This window comes from Neorhizobium petrolearium (genome assembly GCF_029854435.1).
In the GTDB taxonomy this organism is placed as follows: domain Bacteria; phylum Pseudomonadota; class Alphaproteobacteria; order Rhizobiales; family Rhizobiaceae; genus Neorhizobium; species Neorhizobium petrolearium.
Genome location: NZ_CP123000.1, coordinates 5,009,703 through 5,033,565 on the forward strand (window position 1 = coordinate 5,009,703; position 23,863 = coordinate 5,033,565).

Annotated in this window: 19 protein-coding genes; 12 read left to right on the forward strand and 7 right to left on the reverse strand. The window is 58.1% G+C overall.

Annotation, left to right across the window (positions count from 1 at the left end):
* Positions 1-3: 3 nt before the first annotated feature.
* The 4 genes from QEO92_RS24180 to QEO92_RS24195 form a co-directional block, all read right to left on the reverse strand.
* Positions 4-837, reverse strand: coding sequence for a carbohydrate ABC transporter permease (locus QEO92_RS24180; RefSeq protein ID WP_037152053.1), 834 nt, complete (start codon positions 835-837; stop codon positions 4-6).
* Positions 827-1,702, reverse strand: a complete 876-nt coding sequence (locus QEO92_RS24185) for a carbohydrate ABC transporter permease (RefSeq protein ID WP_227704702.1) — start codon at positions 1,700-1,702, stop codon at positions 827-829. Before QEO92_RS24185 ends, QEO92_RS24180 begins: the two co-directional genes overlap by 11 nt.
* A gap of 53 nt (positions 1,703-1,755) precedes the next feature.
* On the reverse strand, positions 1,756-2,850 hold the full coding sequence (locus QEO92_RS24190; protein ID WP_227704703.1) for a LacI family DNA-binding transcriptional regulator: 1,095 nt from the start codon (positions 2,848-2,850) through the stop codon (positions 1,756-1,758).
* A 185-nt stretch (positions 2,851-3,035) separates the two neighbouring features.
* Positions 3,036-4,400: an aminotransferase-like domain-containing protein gene (locus QEO92_RS24195; protein WP_227704704.1), complete on the reverse strand. Its 1,365-nt coding sequence runs from the start codon at positions 4,398-4,400 to the stop codon at positions 3,036-3,038.
* 157 nt (positions 4,401-4,557) lie between these two features.
* On the opposite strand from QEO92_RS24195, the gene QEO92_RS24200 reads away from it, so the two are divergent.
* From QEO92_RS24200 to QEO92_RS24215, 4 genes are all read left to right on the forward strand, one after another.
* Positions 4,558-5,421, forward strand: a complete 864-nt coding sequence (locus QEO92_RS24200; protein ID WP_227704705.1) for a DMT family transporter — start codon at positions 4,558-4,560, stop codon at positions 5,419-5,421.
* Between the two features lie 221 nt (positions 5,422-5,642).
* On the forward strand, positions 5,643-6,620 hold the full coding sequence (locus QEO92_RS24205; RefSeq protein WP_407721860.1) for a polysaccharide lyase family 20 protein: 978 nt from the start codon (positions 5,643-5,645) through the stop codon (positions 6,618-6,620).
* A gap of 466 nt (positions 6,621-7,086) precedes the next feature.
* Positions 7,087-9,810 carry an ABC transporter transmembrane domain-containing protein gene (locus QEO92_RS24210; RefSeq protein ID WP_227704706.1) on the forward strand — a complete coding sequence of 908 codons (2,724 nt, stop codon included), beginning with the start codon at positions 7,087-7,089 and terminating at the stop codon, positions 9,808-9,810.
* 33 nt (positions 9,811-9,843) lie between these two features.
* Positions 9,844-10,299: a cyclic nucleotide-binding domain-containing protein gene (locus QEO92_RS24215; RefSeq protein ID WP_037152063.1), complete on the forward strand. Its 456-nt coding sequence runs from the start codon at positions 9,844-9,846 to the stop codon at positions 10,297-10,299.
* Positions 10,300-10,339: 40 nt separating this feature from the next.
* Here the strand turns inward: QEO92_RS24215 and QEO92_RS24220 are convergent, their stop codons facing one another.
* Together QEO92_RS24220 and QEO92_RS24225 are read right to left on the reverse strand one after the other, a co-directional pair.
* Positions 10,340-10,822 (reverse strand): class I SAM-dependent methyltransferase, encoded by a 483-nt coding sequence (locus QEO92_RS24220; protein WP_227705253.1) that lies wholly within the window; start codon positions 10,820-10,822, stop codon positions 10,340-10,342.
* An 8-nt stretch (positions 10,823-10,830) separates the two neighbouring features.
* Entirely contained in the window at positions 10,831-12,171 is a 1,341-nt protein-coding gene (locus tag QEO92_RS24225) for a nucleotide sugar dehydrogenase (RefSeq protein ID WP_037152067.1), read from the reverse strand.
* A gap of 156 nt (positions 12,172-12,327) precedes the next feature.
* On the opposite strand from QEO92_RS24225, the gene QEO92_RS24230 reads away from it, so the two are divergent.
* Together QEO92_RS24230 and QEO92_RS24235 are read left to right on the forward strand one after the other, a co-directional pair.
* Positions 12,328-13,422 carry a glycosyltransferase family 4 protein gene (locus QEO92_RS24230; protein WP_227704707.1) on the forward strand — a complete coding sequence of 365 codons (1,095 nt, stop codon included), beginning with the start codon at positions 12,328-12,330 and terminating at the stop codon, positions 13,420-13,422.
* Positions 13,419-14,168 carry a polysaccharide deacetylase family protein gene (locus tag QEO92_RS24235; protein WP_265105733.1) on the forward strand — a complete coding sequence of 250 codons (750 nt, stop codon included), beginning with the start codon at positions 13,419-13,421 and terminating at the stop codon, positions 14,166-14,168. Before QEO92_RS24230 ends, QEO92_RS24235 begins: the two co-directional genes overlap by 4 nt.
* 18 nt (positions 14,169-14,186) lie before the next feature.
* Here QEO92_RS24235 and QEO92_RS24240 read toward each other — a convergent pair whose 3' ends face one another.
* Positions 14,187-14,855, reverse strand: coding sequence for a glycosyltransferase family 32 protein (locus QEO92_RS24240; RefSeq protein WP_161784765.1), 669 nt, complete (start codon positions 14,853-14,855; stop codon positions 14,187-14,189).
* A gap of 551 nt (positions 14,856-15,406) precedes the next feature.
* On the opposite strand from QEO92_RS24240, the gene QEO92_RS24245 reads away from it, so the two are divergent.
* The 6 genes from QEO92_RS24245 to QEO92_RS24270 all read left to right on the forward strand — a co-directional run bounded on the left by QEO92_RS24245 (position 15,407) and on the right by QEO92_RS24270 (position 23,861).
* Entirely contained in the window at positions 15,407-17,296 is a 1,890-nt protein-coding gene (locus tag QEO92_RS24245) for an ABC transporter ATP-binding protein (RefSeq protein WP_037152074.1), read from the forward strand.
* On the forward strand, positions 17,293-19,173 hold the full coding sequence (locus QEO92_RS24250; RefSeq protein WP_227704709.1) for an ABC transporter substrate-binding protein: 1,881 nt from the start codon (positions 17,293-17,295) through the stop codon (positions 19,171-19,173). Before QEO92_RS24245 ends, QEO92_RS24250 begins: the two co-directional genes overlap by 4 nt.
* On the forward strand, positions 19,173-20,171 hold the full coding sequence (locus QEO92_RS24255) for an ABC transporter permease (RefSeq protein ID WP_210050740.1): 999 nt from the start codon (positions 19,173-19,175) through the stop codon (positions 20,169-20,171). Before QEO92_RS24250 ends, QEO92_RS24255 begins: the two co-directional genes overlap by 1 nt.
* Positions 20,168-21,343, forward strand: a complete 1,176-nt coding sequence (locus QEO92_RS24260) for an ABC transporter permease (protein WP_037152083.1) — start codon at positions 20,168-20,170, stop codon at positions 21,341-21,343. The genes QEO92_RS24255 and QEO92_RS24260 overlap by 4 nt, the downstream gene beginning before the upstream one ends.
* Before the next feature lie 101 nt (positions 21,344-21,444).
* Entirely contained in the window at positions 21,445-22,707 is a 1,263-nt protein-coding gene (locus tag QEO92_RS24265; RefSeq protein ID WP_052182886.1) for a glycosyltransferase family 4 protein, read from the forward strand.
* Complete coding sequence (locus QEO92_RS24270) at positions 22,704-23,861, forward strand: glycosyltransferase family protein (RefSeq protein WP_227704710.1); 1,158 nt, start codon at positions 22,704-22,706, stop codon at positions 23,859-23,861. The genes QEO92_RS24265 and QEO92_RS24270 overlap by 4 nt, the downstream gene beginning before the upstream one ends.
* Positions 23,862-23,863 lie beyond the last annotated feature (2 nt).

Consider the following 23,863-nt stretch of genomic DNA (forward strand, 5'->3'; position numbering starts at 1 on the left):
TGATCAGCCTTTGGTCGCGCCGGCAGTCAGGCCGGCCACCAGATAGCGGTTCATGAAGATGACGAAGAGCAGAACGGGGATGAGCTGAACGGTGGATGCGGCAAACAGCACGCCCCAGTCGACCCCGTCGATCGATCCGATCATTTCGGAGATTACCAGCGGTGCGGTCTTGGCTCGCGTCGCGGTGAAGATGAAGGCGAACAGGAATTCGTTCCAGGCGAACACGACGACGAAGACAGCCACCGCCAGGATGCCCGGTGCAGCAAGCGGCACAATGACCCGCCGAAGGATCGTGAGACGCCCCGCGCCATCGATCTGCGCCGCCTCGTCCAGTTCGCGCGGGATCTGGTCGATGAACGTGCGCATCAGCACCGTGCCGAGCGACACGAAGAAGGTCGCGTAGAGCACCATCAGGACGATATGCGTATCGTTCAAGCCGATTGCGTTGATAATCGGGAAGAGCGGCAATGTCACGACGATCGGTGGGATGAGGCGCACGATGATCAGGAACATCACGCTCGCATTCAGCATCCGGCTGCTGTAGCGCGAATAGACATACCCGGCCGCCGTGCTGGTGGTGATTGCGAGAACGGTAGCACCTGCCGTGATGATGGTGCTGTTTAGAAGTCCGCCGAAGAACACGCCCCAGCCGTTCCAGAGTTGGACATAGTGCTGGATGGTCGGAGAGAAGACAAATTTCGGCGGCACCGCGAAAATGTCCTGTCCCGGCTTGAAGGACGACATGAGGATGAAGGCGATCGGGAAGAGCGACCAAACGAGAATCACCGCGACTGCGACCGTTTTTCCGAGGCCGATGGCGAGCTTGTCAGTGCGCATTGCCGGCCACCTGCTTGCGAAGAAGGAACACATAACCGGTCGCAAGAAGCAGCGATGCGAGCACCATGATCCAGGCGGTGGCGGCTGCCGTACCGAAAGCGTTGAAGCTGAAAGCCTCCTGGTAGAGGTAGACCGCGACCACTTCGGTCGAACGGGCCGGTCCGCCCTGGGTCATCAGCCAGACTTCCGAAAAAATGCGGAAGGCGAAGATGTAGCGGAAGAGCAGCGCCACCACGATTGCCGGACCGAGAAGCGGTATCGTCACTCTGCGGAAGGCATCGAAGGCCGTGGCGCCATCGATGCGCGCAGCCTCGTAAAGATCCTTCGGGATCGCTAGACGCGCCGCATAAAGGATGATGAAGGTAAAGGGCAGGTGCAGCCAGATCGTCAGGAGACCGATCATAATGAGCGCATGCGACGGCTCGAAGGACCAGTCGAGCATCGGCAGACCGAGCCAGGTCAGCATGGCCGTGACCGGACCGACGTCGGGGTCGAAGAGGAAGCGCCACATGGCAACCGCGATGACTTCGCTCACGGCATAAGGCGCCAGCACAGCGACAAGCAGGACGCGCCGGAAGGGCAGGCCGCTTGCAAAAAGCAGTGCCATTCCAAGCCCGAGCGCCAGTTCCAGATGCACGGCGAAGATGACGATCAAGACCGTATTGCCAAGCGCCAGCAGAAAGGCCGGATCGGTGAGCACCCTGATGTAGTTATCGAGCCCTACGAAGGTCGCCGACTGCCCGAAGCTGGACGCGTTCAGGCTCAGCCACACGACATAGAGCGACGGAATGACGATGACGCTGAGGATCAGTATCTGTACCGGCGCGAGGAATGGCAGCGCTTCGGTAATCTTGTTCAGACGCAAAAAAGTCCCTCCCATGCGGACATTTCAGTGCGGCGCGCACTCTCCTCACGCGCCTAATGGATGCTGTTCGGCCGCTCCTTCGCGGCATTTCCGGCCGGCGGCTCGCCGGTCCCCTGAGCCGTTTCACCATCTGCCGGCTGCATCAGTCGGCGGGTCGAATCCCGAACCTGCAGGCTGGTGTGCAGAATACTCGGCGTCGGTTCGGAGACGTCTCCCTCCATGCGCAGCAGCAGCCGCTCCCATGCAACGCGGGCAATGTCGTCCACCGGCTGGCGGATCGCGGTCAGTGCCGTCTTGCGGGCGCTCATCCAGGTGTAGTCGTCAAAACCGATGATCGAGACCTGATCGGGAATATCGATCTTCTGCCGGGCAAGTGCGGTCAGAACAGCAAGCGTCGTGACGTTCGTGAGCGCAAAGACCGCTGACGGCAGCGGATGTCGCTCGAGCCAATGGGCGAAGAGTTCGGCGCCGCGCTCGGCATTCGAACCCAGCGCGACCGCCTCCGGCTCCTTGCCGATCAGCTTCTGCACGATGGAAACGGCGCCACGGACGCGTTCGCGGATCGGCGCGACATCCAGATCTGATGCCGCCAGCACGATGTCGGAATGACCCATCTCGACCAGATAGCGGCCGGCGATCTCGCCCGCCTCGAAATTGTCGATCGTCACCGTGTCGGTGACGGCTTCCTGCGCGATTACGCGGTCGACCAGCACGGTCGGCAAATGCACTACTTCGCGGACGAGAATATCCGGCACCGTATCTGAGCACGGCACAGCAATAATGCCCGAAGGCCGCCAGCCGAGCAGTGTGTGCAGCCGTGACTCCTCCAACTGCCGGTCATCACGCGAGCTTGCAACAATGACATCATAGCCGTCCTTCAGCGCCATCACCTCGATGCGCGAGATGAGCGAGGTGAAGAAGGTATCATCGAGATCCGGCACCAGCACGCCGACAACTCTGGCCTTTCCGGATTTCAGCTGCGAGGCCGCCCTGTCGATTTGGAAGGAAAGTTCCTTTGCCGCCTTTTCGACCCTCTCGCGCAAATCATCATTCACCGGCTTGCGGCCGCTGAAGACGTTCGAGACGGTGGCAATAGAGACCCCCGCCCGTTCCGCGACTTCCTTCAATGTTGCTCGTCTGCGCGTCACCGAATCCTCGATGTTAAACGTTTAACTGTGAAACGTTTAACAGGTTTTCAGTATTACGCAAGAGGGCATTGGCATTGCCTGAGCGGCATTGGCCTATGGAGATGCATGGGCGTCGGCCGCACCCGCTTCATTCATCCGGGGCGGAGAGGGGTTCGCTGACGTTGGCGGTGAGACAGGCTGACAATTTATTGACCAGCTTTCCGCAGCACATCTTCAAGAATTCGATGAACGCGCGAATCCAGTGTATGGGCGACGTTGAAGCGCATGAAACGGCCGGCACTTTGCGATACGCTGAACACGTTGCCGGGGGCCAGGATAACGTTCTCGGCAAGTGCGATTTGTGCGATCTGCGTAGAATCCAGGCCATCTGGAAGTTGACACCAAAGATAGAAACCGCCCCGCGGTGAAAGCCAGGGCTTGATGCCGAGCCGGTGCAGTTTATCCACGGCCTCACGGCGCGCCCGGACGAGCTTCTGCCGCAACTCTTCCATATGCTTGCGATAGCTGCCGCCTCCCAGAACATGAGCAATCAGTTCGGTACAGATCGGACTGGGCCCCCCGAAGTTGGTGGCGACCTGCAGATCCAGGAGTCCCTCGATCCAATCGGGGCGAGATGCAATGTATCCGCAGCGTATCGAAGCCGACAACGTCTTGGAGAAACTGCCGATGCGGATGACGCGGTTCAATCCGTCCAGCGCCGCCAACCGTGATGACGGTTCCGGCTCGAAATCGGCGAAGATGTCGTCCTCTATGATCGCCGTTTCATGGCGCGCCGCAGCGTTCAGCAGACGATGGGCGATCTGGGGCGAAAGTGTCGCGCCCGTCGGGTTGTGAAGCGCGGAATTGGTGATATAGACCCGCGGCCGTTCGGTGCTTAACAGAGTTTCGAATGCCGTAATGTCGGGGCCCGATGGCGTGTAAGGCGCGCCGATGATCTTCACCTGATGGGCTTTCAGCAGTGCCTGGAAATTGAAGTAGCAGGGGTCGTCGATCATGACGGTGTCGCCTGGACGAAGCAGGAAGCGACAGATCAGGTCAAGCGCCTGCGTTCCCGTACTTGTCAGCATCAATTGATCCGGCGTGGCTTGGATACCTTCCACTGCAAAACGGGCCAGCAGGAGATGCCGCAGCTGCAGGGAGCCACGTGTTCTGCCGTAATACGCAAGGAGATCGTCGTCGCTTCGCGCCAGGCTTCGGATGGCCCGTCTCAGCGCCTCATTCGGCATCCAGTCAGCAGGAAGCCAGCCGCAACCGGGTTTCAACACCGTGGCATCGGAATCAAGCGACTGCCGCGAAACCCAGAATGGATCGACAGTCCTTGTCTGCGGCGATTCCGTCTCGGCCAGCTTCAGGGGTGGCAGAGCATTGTTGGAGACATAAAAACCGGAGCCTCGTTGGGCCCGGATCAGTCCTACCGCAGCAAGACGATCATAGGCTTCGACCACAGTGGAAGGTGACACGCCCATGGCGGCCGCAAAACCTCGGATCGAAGGAAGGCGGTCGCCCGGCGCAAGAGTGCGGGCGGCAATCTTGGTTCGTATTGCTGTCATGACATGCGATGTCCGGTTTCCCGCATGATTGCGCGCATGGTCTGCCTCCAACAATTGTATTGTCTTGCATGCTGATACAGTTATTCGAAATTGTACTGATCTGTATCTGTTTCCGCCAGTGTTTCGCGCGTATCAGAAGGGGCGAAGGTGAGGTGCCATGAAAACGTCCATGGAAGGCTGGGGCAGCGGGCTCCTCGGTGTCATCATATTCAGCGGGTCACTCCCGGCGACGCGCGTCGCGGTGTCGGATTTTTCTCCGCTGTTCCTGACATCGGCTCGAGCGGTAATTGCCGCAATGTTTGGAGCAGCGCTCCTTTTTACCCTTCGTCAGTCCCGGCCGGCCGTTGGCGATCTCCTGTCGCTCGCGGTGGTCGCGATTGGCGTCGTCATCGGTTTTCCGCTGCTGACGGCACTGGCGTTGCAATACATCACGTCAGCCCATTCGATCGTATTCATTGGCCTTCTGCCTCTTGCGACCGCAATCTTCGGAGTCCTGCGAGGCGGGGAGCATCCCAATCCGCTCTTCTGGCTGTTCTCAGGGCTGGGCAGCGCCATAGTGACCGGTTTCGCCCTGACATTTGACGGAGAGGCATCGATCACAGGTGACCTGTTGATGTTCGCTGCGATTGTCGTCTGCGGGCTCGGCTATGCCGAGGGTGCGAAACTTTCACGGACTTTGGGGGGATGGCAGGTAATTTCCTGGGCCTTGATCCTCGCGCTGCCGCTTATGGCGGCATTTGCCCTGACGACTCTTCCGGATACCTGGCAAGGCATCGGGAGCGCTTCGTGGATCGGGCTTGCCTATGTGTCCATCTTCAGCATGCTCGTCGGCTTCGTGTTCTGGTATCGCGGTCTCGCACTGGGAGGCATTGCGGCTGTTGGGCAGTTGCAACTGCTTCAACCGTTCTTCGGCCTGTTGTTGGCCTCCGGTCTTCTGCATGAAGAGGTGAGCGCCATGATGGTCGTCGCCACGCTTGCCACTGTTTTATGCGTTGCCGGCGCTCGCAAATTCTCTCGCTGAGATCAACGGCTCCTCTCCCGTTCATGCAGAATGCACCAGAGCCGGACATCGTCCAAGATCGCACACACTTTCAATATGTCTCCGGGGCTGCTGTCCGGCCGGAGATTTCTCGTCGAACGCCCCCTTCTGAGCCCCATTTCACATCACAATCCAGTGTTTCATCTTGCTTTTTGAAGGGGCTTGCCCAAATAAATTGCGACGATGGAGCAGGGTGGGGTTTCATGGCCGAGCATCTTCGAGGAATGTTGATCGCAGCATCGATGCTAATCTCTTGCCTGGGTTCCCCGGCAGCCCAGGCTAAGGACTCGGCTTCGCGGATATTGCACGACGGGTTCGACTCGTCAGGTTTTACCGAGGAAGGCGGCCTCTACTATCGGGAAAACAGCGAACAGGCCGCTGGTACGGCTGAATTTCAAACCAAGGTCAGGCGGAGTGGCTCTGGTGCACTGAAGTTGAGCGTCCGTTCCCTGTGCCCGGCCAGCGATCCAGGCTGTAGCGAGCGGGCAGAGATTTGGGAAAGGACGCCGTTGCGCGTCCCTTATGAGATTCCCGTTTGGTATGGGTTTGCGGTCAAATTTGCAGACCCTATTCCAGCAGATGACCACCGCTATCTTATCGCCCAATGGAAGAGGGAAATCGGACCGAAGGCACAGGGCGATTTCAGCCCGTATCTGGCGTTCCGCTTCAGTGGCGGCAAGATTTTCGTAACCGTTGAAACGAATTACCACCCGGACCTCGTGAGCTCACCGCAGAACGGGGTATGCCCCGATGGCGCGACGCCCGTGTGGCTTCGGCCCGAAACAAATCAAATGCGCGCACTTGTGGTACGACCGCCGGATTGGAAAGCGGCCGATGCGGATCGGTTCACGAGTTGCACGGAGAAAATCTCAGTTACCGAGCGAGGCAACGCCATACCGGAGCCCGCTTCAGGCTGGATTTATTTCGCGGTGCTCTCCAAACCGGGACCCAAAGGCACCGGTCATCTTGAGGTTTTTGCCAACGGCAAATGGATCGTTTCGGTAAAAGGTGCGATTGGCCATTCCGATGGAGGCCTCGGAAATAACCAATATTTCAAATTCGGCCCGTATCGCGATGGCGCTCCTGACGTCTGGTCGCTTTACTATGACGATTTCATTCGCTCACCGAATTGCGAAGATGTTTTGAAGCAAGCGGAATACTGCCGGATAGTCAATCGTTAGCCGATTTCGGACCATGTTCATCGGGGCGGTGGGTGCGACCTGCCTATGGCCGTCGCCGCCTGACTTCAGGCAGAAGTGTGGTGCTTGTCTGATAAGTCGGACAGCTCCTTGCATATGGGGCTGGTGCTGATCCCTTCCCCGGCCGTGCCCGTCAATCGAATCTCCGATCCAGTCTTCGGATGCCGGGCCACGTCGATCGAGGATCGGGGCAAGGCGGGGCCGAAGCGTTGAGGAAATCCAAAAAATGTCGCGTCTGTGAATCCAATTGATGGAACCCTGAGGCTCGCATACTATATTAGATTCGAGGAATTGACTGGGGGAGCCGCCACAAACACGTGAATGGGGTTTTCTTACGCAATTTGAACTTCATCTCTGCACCCCATCATTCGGCCTGCAGCGCGCATCCGCAAAGTTAGCCAGGGGATATACAACCCGGACCCGGTTTTAGCGTACCTGTGAAGAAATAATGGAAAAGAATCTGCTTCGCTACATTTGGAACCACACCCGGCCTCAGCAGATCTGGGTCCTGATTGTCGTATTGGTTTCAATGATACCCTATTTTTTGTCGCTCGATCTGCCAAAGCAGATCATCAATGGACCTATTCAGGGTGCAGGGTTCGAGACCCCGAACGCGACTCAGCCTTTTATGGAATTTGATATAAGTCTGCCGCTGCTCGGATCGATCTATACGTTCGAAGGCTTCCAGCTCGGGCGTATGCAGACACTGATTGCTTTGAGTGGCGGATTTCTGTCGCTCGTCATCATCAATAACTTCTTCAAATATTATATCAATACCTACAAGGGACGGCTTGGTGAGCGCTTGCTCCGCCGCATCCGCTTTGAACTCTTCGATCGGGTGCTGCGCTTTCCGCCGCGCCGCATCAAGAATATCCACGGCGCTGAAATCGCCAGCATGATCAAGGATGAAGTGGAACCCTTTGGCGGCTTCACCGGCGATGCCTTCGTTCAGCCAGCTATGCTGGGCGGACAGGCCGTGGCAGCCATGCTGTTCATTTTGCTCCAGAGTTTCTGGCTCGGACTGGTCGCTGCGGTCATGGTGCTTGTGCAGGTGATCATTATTCCAAGGATGCGCCGGCGCTTGATCGAACTTGGTCGCCAGCGGCAGATTACCGCCAGGCATCTGGCCGGCAAGGTGGGCGAAGTCGTGGAAGGCATCGGTACGATCCATGCCTACGATACTTCGAACTATGAGCGTGCGGATGTCGCCAATCGACTTGGCCAGATCTTCAAGATCCGCTATGACATCTACCAGTGGAAGTTCCTCGTCAAATTTCTGAACAACTTCCTTGCGCAGCTGACGCCTTTCTTTTTCTATCTCATCGGCGGCTACTTCGCGTTGCGGGGATCGCTGGACGTCGGTCAGCTTGTCGCCGTTATTAATGCTTACAAGGATCTTCCAAGCCCGCTCAAGGAGCTGATCGACTGGGATCAGGCGCGCCAGGATGTGCAGGTGAAGTACGAGCAGGTCCGAGACTATTTCGAGTTTGATGATCTGATCGACCCGGCGACCCATGCAATTGCCTCCGTAGGTCAACCATATAGCGGCGAACAACTGGCCGCGATAAATTTGGTCATAGAGGACGAAGGCGGCGTCAGGGTATTAAATGGTGCGTCGATCCGGCTGGCGCGAGGGGAGTCCGTGGCCATGGCCGATAATATCGGGCGTGGCGCTGAGGCCTTGGCGGAAGCTTTTGGGCGGCAGGTCTGGCCGACGTCAGGCAAGATTTGCCTGGGTGACCATGACATTCTGGAACTTCCGGAATCGATCGCGGGAAGGCGCGTCTCCTACGTATCGGCGGACACCTACTTCTTCCACGGTAGCCTCAAGGACAATCTTCTCTACGGCTTGAAACATGCCCCCGTGGAGCCCGCCCAATATGAGGGAGATGCCGCGAACCAACGGCGCTGGGAAATTCGCGAAGCCCAAATGGCTTCCAATCCGGATTTCGACGTTCGAGCCAGTTGGGTTGATCACCGTACAACATCGATCAGCGATAATGGCGATAAGAGCGACATAAAGAATTCGCTCCTCGCCGCGCTCGACAAGGTGCAACTGACTGATGATATCTTACAGTTCGCACTTCATTCCACGCTGGATGCGCAATCAAATCCTCAGCTTGTGGCTGACGTTGTTGCGATGCGTCATGCGCTTCACAACGAGATCCGCAGCACGGGTCGCTCTGGCCTGATCGTGCCGTTCGAGCCTCAAGTCTACAATAAAGAGGCGACGGTGGGAGAGAATCTGCTGTTCGGCAAGACCTTGCAGCCGCTCGACAAGACGAGCGCCCTGCTCGACAGTGACCACTTCTATACCGCGCTGGCCAAGGTTGGTCTTCTCAGAGCTTTCGTCGACACCGGCCTCACCATTGCCGGCAATATGGTGGAAATCTTTTCCGGCCTGCCCCCCGATCACCCCTTCTTCAACCAGGTGCCGTTCCTGACCGCTGACGATATCGTCTATTATCAACAGGTCTTGCAGAAGCTGGGAACGCGCCGCTCCCACGCCCTATCGGCGGAGGAGGAGCGCGCCGTGGTGCGGTTGACGCTCGAGTATATCGAACCGCGGTACCGCCTTGGCGTTCTGCATGACGATCTCAGAGAGAAGATCGTCGGCGCACGCGAGATTTTCTTCGCCGAACTGCCGGCCCATCTCAGAGGACTGATCGAGCATTACGATCCAGATGCGTATATGTCCTATGCGACCCTTCAGGAAAACATCCTGTTCGGCAAGATCGCCAACCGAAATGCCGATGCTCCGAGTGAAATCCGAAATATAGCAGCGAGAGTCTCACGGGAGCGTGGCTTTTATCATCAGCTCCTGCGCGTCGGCTTGGAGTTCGACATCGGTGCTGGTGGCCGGCGGTTGACGCTGGTTCAGCGGCAGAAGCTCAATTTGGCACGTGCCCTTATCCGTCGCTCGGATTTCTATATCTTCAACAAGCCCCTGCCTGGCCAGGAAAGGCGTCTGCAGGAGGAGATTGTGAACGATGTCCTGACCTATCTGCGCCAGCAGGAGAACAATCCGACAATCGTATGGGTCTTGTCGAACATTTCTCTTTCCAAATTGTTTGAAAGAGTGGTTATGTTTGACAACGGCGAAATTGTGGAGGATGGTTTGTACGAGACACTTCGGGAAGAAAGTGGTATATTCAAGGCACTGGTGGCCTAACGATCATCTGATAGCATCCGATTGGTGGCGGCGATGTTGCTATGTGAGGAAGTGCAGTTACTGAAGAAATTGCCCTATTTTGCAGACCTTGATGGTTGCAAACTGAAACTCTTGGCCTTTGCGTCCGAACGCGTGAGCTACGAGCCGGGGCAGAAACTTTTCAAGCAGGGCGATGGCGGCGACTCTGCTTATGTCATTCTCAGCGGTACGGTGGAAACCGTGCTCGAGACCCCCGCGGGCCAGACGAAAATTCGCGAGAATGGCGTTAATTCAGTGGTCGGCGAAATATGCCTCCTTTGCGAGGGCGAGCGCACCAATACCGCCAAGGCACTCACGCATGTAGAGGCTCTCAAGATCAACAAGGATTGTTTCTCGCGGATCATCCACGACAGCCCGAACATGACGATGCGGGTGACCCGCACGCTTGCGGAACGGCTTCGGCACACGGCCGACGAACTTGATACCGTCAAAGCTCATCAGTTTGTTTGAACACGTTACATCCAACGCTAACTGATGCGTTGGGCGCCTTTCAGGCGCGTTGATAAAAGAAATACCGCCCCTCTGCCACCGAAGGTAGCCGTGGAAGCGGACGGAGATGCGGATGGTCGAGCGGAAGCCCGCTGACTGCAATACCGCCGGAAATCAGCATTCCAGCCATCAGTTCCGGCAGCCACGTGATGATAATCGCATCCTTTTCCGGATACCCGGTGCCGATATCCGCATGCGCGAGTGCCGCATCGAAGCCGATAAAACCGGCCGCGGTTTCTCGAATTTCCCCCATGACGAAATCTTCCGGTTCCGGCAGAATTGTCCGGTGTGCCCCGAGATGGCGGTCGAATGCGATGATCCGCCGGTTGGGAAACAGCTCTCGAAGATGGCTGTAGCTGCGGCCATTGCCGAGACCGACCTCGAGCACTGCACCTGCCGCAGGCAATAGGCCGTTAGCCTGAATATAATTCAGGATATCGCGCTGCGCGATCATGCGGCTTATAAAAATATCCAAGCGGCTCATATTGTGACCTAGGCCTTTACAATTGCTTCTGACACAATTCCGCAGCGGGTGAAGATATTTCGGGTGTCGATGATCAGCGTCGACCATTCGGCAAGCGCCGCATAATCGACCGCATCGTGATCGGTCGCGACAACCACTGCATCGAAGGCGCGAACCGTCTGCTCATTCCACGTTACCGTTTTCCGGCCACGAAGTGCTGCATGCTCCCGAGTTGAGGGAATCTCGGCTACGTGAGGATCGTAAAACGATGCTTTCCCGCCGCGTGCCTCAATCAGCTCAATCAGGCGAAGTGACGGGCTTTCCCGGATATCCGGGACGTTCTTCTTGTAGGCAAGCCCCATGATCAGCACATTTGACCGGCTGAGCGCCTTTCCTGACCGCATGTCGAGCGCTTCGGCAAGCCTGCTGACAACATGGCGGGGCATTGCGGTATTGATTTCGCCTGCGAGTTCGATGAAGCGCGTCGGCTGTTCGAACTGACGGGATCTCCAGGTCAGGTAAAAGGGGTCGATGGGAATGCAATGTCCTCCCAGACCGGGACCGGGATAGAAAGGCATAAAGCCGAAGGGCTTTGTTTTTGCTGCTTCGATCACCTCCCAGATGTCTATTCCCATTGCTTCGTAAACGAGCTTCAATTCGTTCACGAGCGCGATATTGACAGCCCGGAAGATATTCTCCGTGAGTTTGACGGCCTCGGCTGTGGCGTTGCTGGAGACGGGCACGACGGAACTGACAATGCAGCCGTAGAAGGCCGACATCAAGGCGCTGGCAATGTCGCCGTCGCCTGAAACCACTTTTGGGATGGTGGAAGTCTGGAAATTCCGGTTGCCCGGGTCTTCCCGCTCCGGCGAATAGCCGAGGTAGAAATCGATGCCGCTCGTCAGGCCCTTCGATTCCAGAATAGGTTTGACGATTTCGTCGGTCGTGCCCGGATAGGTGGTGGATTCCAAAACGATGAGCTGACCGGGGCGCAACGTGGCAGCGATGGAGCGTGCAGTCTTCTCCACGAAGGAGAGATCCGGATCGCGATTGGCAGTCAACGGCGTCGGCACGCAAATCGCAATGATGTCGTAGTCGCCGAGGAGGTCGAAATCGCATGTCGCGGCGAAGCGACCGGCCTCGCGCTCCACGGCGAGGACTTCACTTGGTACAGCCTCGATATAGCTGCGATTCTCCTCGATGGCGGTAATTTTGCCGGGATCGATATCGAAGCCCATGACCTTGAAGCCGGCACGGGAAAACGCCATGGCAAGCGGCAATCCCACGTAACCGAGCCCGATCACCCCCGCCTTTGCGGTCTTCGCGCGAATAGCGGCCATGAGCTTGGAAGAATGTGTGGTATCAAGCATTCAGGATTGGCTCCGCAGCATATGGGAAGTGCCGACAGTTGAGAGAGAAGTCCCAATGTGTCAAGTGTGATCGAAAGGTCGGACGGTGACTTAAGTTTGGCTATGCCTTGATACAAGTCTTTGCCTGATCCCTCACGCATTCGTCATTGTCCGCTTATGAAAATTGCCTTCTATTCACCCTTGAAGCCCCCCGGTCATCCTGTTCCTTCAGGTGATCGACTGATGGCGCGCCTGCTCATCCAGGCGCTCACTCTTGCCGGCTACGATGTCGAGATCGCTTCAGAATTTCGTTCCTTCATGACGGCCGCAAGCAACTCCGATCTTGCAGAACGACGTCAGGCCGCCAAAGCTGAGGTTGCGCGCCTCAAGGCCAAATGGACTTCCGGCGGAAAGCCCGATCTGTGGTTCTGTTATCACCCCTATTACAAGGCCCCCGATCTGCTTGGTCCGGCGCTCTGTCAGCATTTTGGGCTGCCTTATGTGACCGCAGAAGCCTCTTACTCGTTGCGGCGCAATGAAGGCGCTTGGGTGTTCAGCCAGGAGGCTGTATTGAGCGCGGTCCAAATGGCGGCCGTGAATCTTTGTTTCACCGGTCGGGATGAGAGAGGCCTTCGTGCCGTCGCTCCGCAAGGTCGGTTCGAACGCTTGCCGGCATTCATCGATCCAGCCCCATTTCTGGTTCATGAACCAAGGCCCGAGCCTTTTCGCCTGATCACTGTCGCCATGATGCGGCCGGGCGACAAGCTCGACAGTTACCGCACGCTCGCCGAAAGCCTTCGTCTTCTCCAGCATCTCCCGTGGACGCTGGATGTAATCGGCGACGGGCCAGCGCGAGCCGAGGTCGAAGTAGCTTTCGGATTCCTCACGCCGGAGCGAATCCGCTGGCATGGTGTCAAGACCGCCGACGAAATCGCCGAACTGCTGTCGGCTGCCTCGCTTTATGTCTGGCCCGGACACGGCGAGGCCTACGGCTTGGCCTATCTGGAGGCGCAGGCTGCCGGCCTGCCTGTGATTGCGGAAGAAACCGCCGGCGTCCCCGAAGTTGTCGTCAGCGGGCGCACGGGTCTGCTGATGAGCGCCGGTGATGTGAGCGCTTACGCGGCTGCGATCGAGCGCCTTTTAACTTCCGGAGCGGAGAGGCAGGCTATGGCGGTCGAGGCGCGCCGGTTCGCCAGCAACGAGCGTTCGGTTGATCATGCAGCCATCAGGCTGCAGGACATTCTGGCAAGATATATCGGAGCCTCTTCATGACCAGGGATCTCCTAGTGCGGGCTCTCGACCGCGCCGCCGAAAACAACCGGCCTATTACGTTCTGGTTGCGGGACGACGATGCGACCGAGCCGACAAATCCGCTTGAGCAGTTGCTCGAGCTCACCGCCGAGAACGACGTTCCACTCACGCTCGCCGTGATTCCGGCAGGTGCCGGACAATCCCTCTCTGCGAGGCTCGAGGATGAGCCTTTGGTGACCGTGGCCGTACACGGCTGGAGCCATCAAAATCATGCCCCGGAAGGGGAGAAGAAGCAGGAACTCGGATCGCACCGGGACCCTGCTGTCGTGCTGGCCGAAATCGACCAAGGTCGGAAGCGCTTGGAGGGTCTGTTCGGGGAGCGTGCGTTTCCCATGCTCGTGCCGCCATGGAACCGTATCGATCGGGGTTTGCTGCCAGCGCTGCCGCCTCTCGGCATTCAGGCGCTTTCGACATTCGGCAGGGAAAATGGAAACGGCCGCATTCCCCTTTTGAATACTCATATCGACATTATCGACTGGCACGGCACCAGAGGAGGGCGGTCGGAGGACTTGCTGTTTGGGGAGGTTCTGCGAAGGATCGGGGAGTTAAGCGGGCATCCGCTCGATACGATCGGCATCCTGAGCCATCACCTAGTGCATGATGCATCCGCCTGGCGCTTTCTTGAAACGCTGTTTGAGCTTACGCGCGGACACCCGGGGTGCCGCTGGATGCGTAGCGAGGAGATCGTCCGGACAGCACAGCACTGATCGGCCGCAAAAGTTCAGTCACCACGGTTTCCAGGCAATCAGCAGTCCGGACGTTGTGTTTTCGGCTCTAGCTGCCAATTGCCGAACCTCCTCCAAGGTCGCGGCGGCAGGGGCGCTGGCGGCAACAAAATCGGCGGGGGCGAGATTTATTGCGGTTGAGCGGGCTGCGACCGTGAAGAGCAGCGGTCCCGTCGTCCACCAGGCCGGTGCGCCAGGCAATTCGGCGCGGATACCCGTCAGAGCTTCGATCATCTTGGAGAAGACGGGATGGCTGGGCGGTGCTGCAATGAAGGAATTGGCCAGCAGCGCGACGCCTGCGCCAGTATTGCGCGGGATATCCTCGGCAAAAGCGCCGAGTCCGGTCAACTGCAGGTGATCGTGAAAAGTTGCGCCGCGCTGCGCCGGGTACCAGTCGCAGTCGAGATAAATTCCGCCGATTTGGTCGAGGATCAGGTAACGCGCGACATCGACGGCGCCTGGATAATCGCCAGCCTCCAGCATTCCCTTGAAGATCGCATTTTCATATGCGCCGACAGCGCGCAAGTCCTCCTCGCGCCAGAGGCGATGGCGGTAGCCGTGAAGGTCGGCATGTTCTCTCCAAGCCTCGACCGTCACCGGTACCGGCTTCTTTCCGATCCAGATCTGGTGGATGACGCGCGGCACCGGCAAAGTCATGGCCGCAGCCATTATGCGGCGCTCGTCCGCATTGTATTTCACATGTTTTGCGATGATTTCCGGCGGTGGCACCAAATGATATTGATAACTGATCTTCCGGATGGGATCTGCTTCGGATTTGGCGAGCTTTAGCAGGACGGATTGCAATTGCCTTGGCAGACCTAGCGAAGTTCTTGCTCCGAGGGCTTCTGCCATCGCGTCAGCCTCGCTAAGCAGTGTATCGAGGATTGATCGTGCTTCTTGGAAAAGTCCTTTCCTGATGAGATCCTGGGCGTCTCGCAGAAGGTCTTTATAATATTGTCTGGTTTTCATGAACGAGCCTGAAAAACACGAATTTGCAGCATAGACGATGCTAGCGCTTATGCGCTACGATGCTTGTTATAACCCAGTCAACCAATGCGCGACCCGTGCTTTCGTGAGACAATGTCCCTAATCCAGTTTTCGTTCGATGAGCCACTCAGCCGAGGCGAGCGCACAGCATCAATGAAAGTGCTAGGCAATGGGCGAGCATCCCTGAAGCAACAGTCTCAGGTTTCAGATCACGCGGCAAGCGGGCGATCGGCATGACATATACGCCCGACCTCCTGAGAATAGAAAACCTGTCAGTCAGTTTTCCGATTTTTGGCGGTAGGATCAACGCAGTCAAGAATTTCAGCATGCGTATCCGCCCTGGCAAGGTGACCGCGCTCGTTGGCGAGTCCGGGTCTGGAAAGTCGGTCATCGGGCGCACTATCCTCGGGATAGAAAGCCCCATCGCCTCCATCGGCGGACGTATTCTTTACAATGATCCCGCACTCGGCCAGTCGGTCGATCTCCTAAGCCTGCCGCGCGACGGACGACAGATCCGCCATATCCGAGGCAATCGCATCGGCATGATCTTCCAGGAGCCGATGACATCTTTCTCACCGCTCCATACCATCGGCAACCAGATCGAGGAAGCGCTACGCATCCATGATGCTTCCTCCGCCAAGGATCAGCTCGAGCGAATAGACGAGATGCTTTCCCTTGTAGGCTTTGGGGACCCGGCCAAGGTACGCCGGATGTACCCTTTCGAGCTCTCCGGCGGCATGCGCCAACGCGCCATGATAGCCGCCGCGCTGATCTGTCGGCCAGCTCTCCTGATTGCTGACGAGCCTACGACTGCTTTGGATGTAACGATCCAGGCGCAGATATTGAAACTGCTCCGCGATCTCCAGGATCGCTTCCAGATGGCGATGCTGCTGATCACCCACGATCTCGGTGTGGTCACCAATCTGGCCGACGAGGTCGTGGTCGCCTATCGCGGCGAAGTCATGGAGTCCGGTACCGTCGACGACATATTCCGCCGACCGGTTCATCCCTATCCGAAGGGATTGATGGCTGCCGTGCCGCATTTCGATATGCATCCCGGCGAGCGCTTGAAGCCGTTGCGGGAAATCGAAATCGACAGCTCGGAACTGCTTGGCAAGCGCAAGGGACTTAAGGGCCTCACGGATCAGAATGTCATCCTGTCGGTCCGTCACGTCAGCAAGTCCTTCAGCACGAAGAAGTCAGGCTTTTTCGGGGACGGCCAAGGGCGCACCTTAGCGGTGAACGACGTGAGCTTCGACATCCGCCGGGGCGAAAGTCTTGGCCTTGTGGGTGAGAGCGGCTGTGGCAAGACGACGCTGAGCAAAATCCTCATGCGCGGCCTCAGCGCCGATGGCGGTTCGGTGGCTTTCAATACGGAAGGTCGTTCCATCAACGTGCTGGAGGCAAGGGGCCGCGATCTCGAAATGCTGCGCCAGAAGATTCAGATGGTTTTTCAAGACCCGATCTCGTCACTCTCGCCGCGCATGACCGTTCGCAATATCGTCGGCGAAGGACTTGAGATTCACAACCGCGGCAACCGGAGCGATCGGCTGGCTTCGGTGCGTCGGCTCATCCGGACCATGGGGCTCGATGAGGGGGCGCTCACCCGCTATCCCCATAGCTTCTCCGGTGGGCAGCGCCAGCGCATCGGCATCGCGAGAGCTTTGGCGCTCGGTCCCGAACTGCTGATCTGCGACGAACCGGTATCGGCTTTGGACGTCTCGGTCCAGGCCCAGATTCTCAACCTGCTGAAGGATCTCAAGAAGGATCTTGGCCTCACTTATCTCTTCATCTCGCATAATCTTGCGGTGGTGAACTACATGGCCGATCGGGTGGCGGTCATGTATGCGGGTCGTATTGTCGAGATCGGCCCCTGCGAAGTCATTCTCAGAGATCCGGTTCATCCCTATACGCGCAAGCTCATTGCGGCCATTCCCGTGCCGGATCTCGATCGCCCGCTCGATTTCAATGCACTCGGCCAAAAGAAGACAAGCGGCTTTCATGGCTGGGGCAAACAGTTCGACGACGAGGCCGGCGGACAGGGGCTCGCCCATGCCGACCTCGGCAACGGCCATCTGGTCCTGGCGCGCCGCAATGTCGACGCACGCGAGCTGCGATCATGATAAACCGGCGGACTCTCCTTGGTCTATTGGCCTCCACTACCCTTTCCGTGCGGATTGCCGCGGCATCGAGTAAATCCTCGCCTGCTGCGGCCTTGGATACTCCGGGAGGTCTTCCGGACAAGCCGCGGCGCGTAGATCTGGCTGCCATGGGGCGCATGCCCGGCAAGCGAGGCGGCACCATTCGCATGCTCATCGGTGGGCAGCGCGATATCCGGCTGATGCCGATTTACGGCTACGCACGGCTTATCGGCTATGACGAAGCGCTCAATCTGCAGCCGGATATTCTCGAAAGTTTCGAAACAACGGAAGATCGCATCTTCACCTTTCGTATTCGGCAGGGACATTGCTGGTCCGATGGCAGCGAATTCACCACGGAGGATTTCCGGTTCTGCTGGGAGGACATCTACAACAATCGCGAATTGCACCGTGGCGGTATTCCGACCGATTTACGGGTGGATGACCGGGCGCCCGTCTTCGAAATCCTCGACAAATGGACAGTGCGCTACAGCTGGCATGCTCCTAATCCGGATTTCCTTGCGCAGCTCGCCGCTCCATCGCCGCTGAAGCTGGCGATGCCGGCTGCCTATCTTAAGCAGTTCCACGCCCGCTATCAGGATCCGGAGACCCTCGCCAAACTGTGCAAGAAATATCGCGTCGAAAACTGGAGCGATTTGCAGCTCAAGATGTCGCGCACCAATCGACCTGAAAATCCGGACCTGCCGACGCACGACCCCTGGCGCAATACGACCGAGCCGCCCGCATCCCAGTTCGTATTCGTTCGCAATCCGTATTTCCATCGCGTGGACGAGAACGGCACTCAGCTTCCCTATATCGACCGTGTGCTCCTGAATAGTAGTTCGGCGGACATCATCGCCGCCAAGGCCGGCGCCGGTGAAAGTGACCTGCAGCTCATGAATATCGATTTTGCGGACTACACGTTCCTGAAAAGCGCCGAGGACCGCTTTCCCATCAAGGTAAACCTTTGGAAGCGTACCCAAGGTTCGCGCATCGCGCTACTGCCAAATCTAAACTGCAATGACGAGGTGTGGCGCTTGCTTCTGAGGGATGTCAGGGTACGGCGCGCTTTGTCCCTCGCGATCGACCGCACGGAAATCAACAAGGCGGTTTTTTACGGGTTGGCGCATGAAAGTGCCAATTCGATCCTCCCCGAAAGCCCGCTTTTCAAGCCCGAATATGCTCGGGCCTGGGCGGCTTACGATCCTGAAGAGGCAAACAGACTTCTCGATGAGGCGGGCTTGCCGAGGACGCATCCTCACGGAATACGATCCCTGCCGGATGGCCGACCCGCCACGATCATTGTGGAGAATGCCGGTGAAAACAATTTCGAGAGCGATGTGCTGGAACTCATCGCCGATCATTGGCGCGAAATCGGTATAAAGCTGTTCTCCCACAGTTCGCAGCGTGATCTCTTTCGCAAGCGGGTCATCGGCGGTGAAGCCATCATGTCGGTCTTCCAGGGCCTGGACAACGGCGTGCCGACGGCGGACATGCCGCCCAGGGAGCTGGCGCCTACTGCCGATGATCAGTTGCAATGGCCGGTCTGGGGCCTTCATTATCTCTCCGGCGGCAGCGACGGCCACCCTCCCGACATGCCGGAGGCAATCGAACTCGTCGATCTCATGCGCGCCTGGCGTCGTGCATCGACCTTTGCAGAAAGGGAGGCGATCTGGCACAGGATGCTGCAACGCTTCACCGATCAGGTCTTTACGATCGGCATCGTCAATGCGGCCCTTCAACCTGTCGTCCGCTCGTCCCGTCTGCGCAACATGCCCGATAAGGGGCTCTTCGGTTTCGATCCGACCTCCTATCTCGGGGTCTATCTGCCCGACACCTTCTGGCTGGAGGAGGAAGTCTGATGGTCCGCTACATTCTCTGGCGGATCGTGGTGATGATCCCGACATTGGTCCTCATCTCGATGTTCGTCTTCACGATCATCGAACTGCCGCCGGGCGACTATTTCGAAAGCTATGTCGCCGAAATGCGGGCGATCGGCGAGAAGGCCGACATGCAGGAGATCGAGGAGTTGCGGGCGCGCTACGGCTTCGATAAGCCGGCACCGATCCGCTACCTGCGCTGGGCAACCGGCATGCTGGTTGGCGATTTCGGCTATTCGTTCGAATACCGCATGCCGGTGAACGATGTGGTTGGGGATCGGCTATGGCTGACGATCCTGGTCTCGACGGTGACGATCGCTCTCACCTGGCTGATCGCTTTCCCGATCGGAATCTATTCGGCAACGCATCAATATAGCTGGGGCGACTACGGGCTTACTCTAGTGGGGCTTATCGGCCTCGCCATTCCGAATTTCGTGCTGGCGCTGGTCTTCATGTATTTCGCCAATATCTGGTTCGGCACGTCGATCGGCAACCTGATGGACCCGCAGTATCTAGGGCAGTCGATGAGCTGGGATAAATTCAAGTCCATCCTCGAGCATCTTTGGATCCCGGTCATCATCATCGGCACGGCCGGCACGGCCGGCATGGTCAGGCGCCTGAGAGCCAACCTGCTGGACGAGTTGCAGAAGCAATATGTGATGACGGCCCGGGCGAGAGGCCTCCATCCGTTCCGCGTCCTCGTGAAATATCCGCTTCGCATGTCGCTTAACTTCTTCATCTCGGACATCGGCTCCATTCTGCCGACAATCATCTCCGGTGCCGAGATCACCGCCGTCGTCTTATCGCTGGAGACGACCGGTCCGCTGCTGATCAGGGCGCTTCAGAGCCAGGACATGTACCTTGCCGGGTCGTTTCTGATGTTCCTAGCCTTCCTGACAGTCATCGGCGTATTGATTTCCGATATCGCACTCGCGCTCTTTGATCCGAGGATTCGACTCAAGGGCGGGAGCATGAAATGACCACTTCGCTGCCGCCGGACGGCGAGCCCCTTCCGCACTATGTTTCTGCAACACCGTTCGACCCATATGCAGACGAACAGGCAAAAGACGGGAAGAAGGTTTTCAAGCAGGCGTCGCAGTTCCAGTTGATGTTCTGGCGCTTTCGCCGCCATCGGCTGGCCGTGGCCTCGGCAGTCGTGCTGCTCATCGCCTACGTCTCCATCGTCTTCATCGAATTCCTGGCTCCCTACAATCTGCATACGCGCAACATGGACAACATCTATGCGCCGCCTCAGCGGGTACGATTGTTCCATGAAGGGAAATTCGTCGGGCCTTTCGTCTACGGGCACCATATGACGCTCGATATGAAGACGCTGCGCCGGGTCTATACCGATGACCGGAACAACGTGCAGCCGCTGCGTTTCTTCTGCCGCGGCGATGCTTATCGTTTCTGGGGTGTCGTCGAAAGCGATCTCCATTTGGTCTGTCCGTCGCAGAAGGGGGATTTCTTCCTGCTTGGCACCGATCGGCTGGGGCGGGACGTCCTTTCGCGCATTCTCTACGGGGCGCGCATCTCGCTGACGATCGGACTTCTGGGTATCATCACCAGTTTCCTGCTCGGGATCGTCATCGGCGGCCTCGCCGGCTATTACGGAGGTGTCGTCGATCTGTTCGTCCAGCGGGTGATCGAAGTCCTGCAGTCGATTCCGAGCATTCCGCTCTGGTTGGCACTTGCAGCTATCATGCCGGCGGATTGGAGTCCGCTTGTCATCTATCTTGGCATCACTTTCATCCTCGGCCTGCTGGACTGGACGGGCCTTGCGCGGGCTGTTCGCTCGAAACTGCTGGCCTTGCGTGAAGAGGACTACGTTCTTGCGGCCCAACTGATGGGAGCGAGCCATTGGCGCATTATCGGCCGGCACCTGATTCCCGGGTTCATGTCGCACCTGATCGCCAGCGCGACCCTCACCATTCCCGGCATGATCCTTGGCGAAACCACGCTAAGCTTCCTCGGCCTCGGCTTGCGCCCGCCAATCACGAGCTGGGGTGTGCTTCTGACGGAAGCCCGCACCATCAACGTGCTCGCGCTCTACCCCTGGCTGCTGTTTCCGGTCGTTCCTGTGATCGTCGTTATCCTGGCGTTCAACTTCCTGGGAGATGGACTGCGCGATGCAGCAGACCCTTATCGGTAACTTGCAATGTGCCGTCTTGCGGACTACTGATCCTTGCACATGGCGTCGCTGCCACACGTCGTTCCATAGCCACATCGACATCGGAAAGTATCAACGTAGCAATGCAGCGAAAACTCGTCGTCCTGCTGAAGGGGTATCCCCGGCTTTCCGAAACATTCATCGCGCAGGAACTGCTTGGCCTCGAACGCGCCGGTTTCGAGCTTGTTCTCGTCTCCATGCGCCGCCCGACCGACAAGAAGCGTCATCCCATCCATGACGAAATCCGTGCACCGGTGCATTATCTGCCCGAGTATCTGCACGAGGAGCCGTTCCGCGTTCTGCGCTCTCTCATCCTCGCATGTGCGAAGCCGGGCTTCTTCGCCGCGTGCAAGGATTTCATACGTGATCTCGGTCGGGATTTCACGCGCAATCGCGTCCGCCGTTTCGGCCAGGCGGCCGTACTCGCCGTCGAATGGCCTGATGGAGCCGATTGGCTGCATGTCCATTTCATCCATACGCCGGCGGCAGTCGGGCGTTATGCGAGCCGTATGATCGGAATCCCCTGGAGCGTTTCGGCGCATGCCAAGGACATCTGGACGACCAAGGAATGGGAGTTGCGTGAGAAGCTCGCCGACGCGCGATGGACCGTCACCTGTACCCAGGCGGGTTTCGAGCGCCTTCGCGGTCTGTCTATGCGTGAAGAGATCGTGCATCTGAGTTATCACGGGCTCGATCTTGACCGTTTTCCGCCTTTCGAAGCGGAACGTCCATTGCGCGACGGTGCCGATGCGAGCCAGCCGATCAGCATTCTCAGTGTCGGACGCGCTGTCGACAAGAAGGGCTTCGACATTCTGCTGAAAGCCCTTTCGTTGCTGCCTGACGATCTTCACTGGTGTTTCGAGCACATCGGAGGCGGCGAGGAACTGAGCAAGCTCAAGGCTTTGGCCGCCAGACTGGGCATCGATGATCGCATCCGTTGGCATGGTGCGATGGCCCAGCAGGAAATCCTCGCCTATTACCGCAGCTCCGACATCTTCGCGCTTGCCTGCCGGGTGACCGGCAATGGCGATCGCGACGGGCTTCCGAATGTTCTTGTCGAAGCTTCCAGCCAGAAGCTCGCCTGCGTCTCGACCTCGATCTCCGGTATTCCCGAGATGTTTTCAAACGGCGTGAACGGTTACCTTGTCGAACCAGAAGACCCGGTTGCTTTTGCGAAGATGCTCGAAAGTGCCATTCGGGACCCCGCGGGTCGTCGGGCGATAGGCATCGCCGCCGAAGTGAAGGTGCGCGCGGAATTCGACCATCGCGAAAGCATCCGGCAGCTCCAGGCTTTGTTTGCCGATCGGCCGATCGCTGTCCCGTTGAACCAGGTGCCGGCTCCATGACCTCTCCGAAGGTTTTTTTCTATGTCCAGCACCTTCTCGGCATCGGCCATCTTGCCCGTGCAAGTCGCATTGCCGCCGCGCTGCGCGAGGGGGACTTCTCGGTCACCATGGTAACGGGAGGCCTTCCCTTGGAAGGCTTTCCCGCTGCGGGGATCGACCATGTGCAGCTTGAACCGGCCGTCACGGCCGGCGACGGTTTTTCAAAACTGAAGGACGCTGCGGAAAACCCGATAGACGAGGCAGCGGAGACACGGCGTCGCGAACAGCTTCTTGCCGTGTTCCGGGCGCGGCAGCCGGATATCGTGATCATCGAGGCGTTTCCTTTCGGCCGCCGGCAGGTCCGTTTCGAGCTCCTTCCGCTGCTGGCTGAAATTGAACGTTGTGAAACGCGTCCCCTCGTCATTAGTTCGATACGTGATATCCTGCAGGAGAACCGCAAGGCCGGCCGCGACGAGGAAACGATAGCACTCGTCAGGGACCATTTTGACCGGGTGCTCGTCCATGGTGACCCCAATTTCGTACGGCTGGAGAAGACCTTCCCGCTTGCCGCGGAGATAGCCGACAAGGTCTCTTATACCGGTCTTGTCGCACCGCCTGTGCCGGAACCGCGTGAGGCCGAATTCGACGTTATCGTCTCCGCTGGTGGAGGTGCCGTTGGCGCAAAACTGATCGAAGCGGCGATGGAGGCCTATCCGAAACTACCGTCGCTTGGGCGCTGGTGCGTCATTGCCGGTCCCAACCTCGATCAAGCAGAAATGGACCGCCTGATAGCGATGGCATCGCCGGAACTCGAGATCGTGCGGTTTCGTAAGGATTTTCCAGGTCTGCTCGGGCAGGCGCGGCTTTCTATCTCACAGGCTGGATACAACACAGTCTGCGATATTCTACAGGCTCGCTGCCGGGCTGTGCTGATCCCGTTCGCTGCGGGCGGAGAAACCGAGCAAACGACCCGTGCCGAAAAACTCCAGGAACTTGGACTGGCGGTTTCGGTGGACGAGGCGACGCTTTCAGCGCAAGCGCTGATCGAAGCCATCCCTGCTGCCCTGACGCTCGACCTCGCAGCTGCGGTTCCATTGCGGCTTGATGGAGCCCAGCGGACTGCAGCTATCCTCCGGGAACTTCTTGCGGAGTGCGTCGGAAAGACACGACGATAACG